Origin of the sequence: Synechocystis sp. LEGE 06083 (assembly GCF_015207725.1) — a bacterium.
GTDB classification, from domain to species: Bacteria; Cyanobacteriota; Cyanobacteriia; order Cyanobacteriales; family Microcystaceae; genus Synechocystis; species Synechocystis salina.
In genome coordinates this window covers 1-1,184 of sequence record NZ_JADEWJ010000462.1, presented here as the reverse complement: position 1 = coordinate 1,184, position 1,184 = coordinate 1, and the positions used below count along the sequence as shown (strand labels likewise).

General features: G+C 49.9%; 1 protein-coding gene and 1 pseudogene. Both read left to right on the top strand.

Annotated features, from left to right (window positions below):
- A partial coding sequence (gene hemF, locus IQ219_RS19765) for an oxygen-dependent coproporphyrinogen oxidase (RefSeq protein ID WP_194073757.1) occupies positions 1-768 on the top strand: 768 nt, incomplete at its 5' end.
- Positions 769-882: 114 nt separating this feature from the next.
- Positions 883-1,184, top strand: a pseudogene (locus tag IQ219_RS19760) (Uma2 family endonuclease); the annotation flags it as partial.

Genomic DNA, 1,184 nt, shown 5'->3' with positions numbered 1-1,184 from the left:
TCCCTACCCCCTTCGATTTTAAAACAGCGCCCCGAAGCAGAAGGCCATGAATTCTACGCTACGGGAACTTCCATGGTGTTACATCCCAAAAATCCCTACGTTCCCACGGTGCATCTTAATTACCGCTACTTTGAAGCAGGCCCGGTGTGGTGGTTTGGTGGTGGAGCAGATTTGACTCCCTACTATCCCTTTGCGGAGGATGCGGCCCATTTCCATCGCACGCTGAAGAATGCCTGTGACCAGACCCACGGGGAATTTTATCCGGTGTTCAAACGATGGTGTGATGAGTATTTTTACCTGAAACATCGCCAGGAAATGCGGGGCATTGGGGGGATCTTTTTTGACTACCAAGATGGCAATGCTCCCCTCTACCGTGGCCCCGACGCCAGTGGCCCAGCAGCCCAATACAGTGAGCAATTGGCCCCCATTGCTCCCCTCGGTTGGGAAGATTTATTTAGCTTTGCTCAACGCTGTGGTCGAGCATTTTTGCCAGCTTACAGCCCTATTGTGGAAAAACGTCGCCATACTGAATACGGCGATCGCCAACGGCAGTTCCAGTTATATCGTCGGGGTCGGTATGTGGAATTTAACCTGGTTTATGACCGGGGTACCATTTTCGGTTTGCAAACTAATGGCCGCACGGAATCCATTTTGATGTCCCTGCCCCCCTTGGTACGGTGGCAATATTGCTATAGCCCGGAAGCCGGTAGCCCGGAAGCGGAATTAACGGAAAAGTTCTTGGTCCCCCAGGACTGGGTTAATAGCTGAAATCTGCACTAGTTTTTACCGTTTACCTCTGCATTAGGCTGAGAATTAGTCTTGGTCTAATGGAGAGGGGTAATAATAGGAACTAACCATGCTTTCAGGAAGGAGGCTCGTACCATGTTGCTATCCCTAGACCGCATTAGTGTGCTTCCCGGCCAGACGTTGGTTTTAAAGGATGTGGACTGGGACGAATTTGAGGCTCTGTTGGAAGAACTGGGGGAACACCGTGGTTCTCGCATTGCCTACTGTCACAAGCAGTTGGAGGTCATGGCTCCCCTTGCCGAACATGAGATTGCTAAAGCATTAAGCGCCGATCTGATTAAGGTTTTATTGGAAGAACTAGACATTGAGTTTTATCCCCTCGGTTCAACAACGTTTAAAAATAAATTTCTCGGCCTAGGTTTGGAGCCGGATAACTG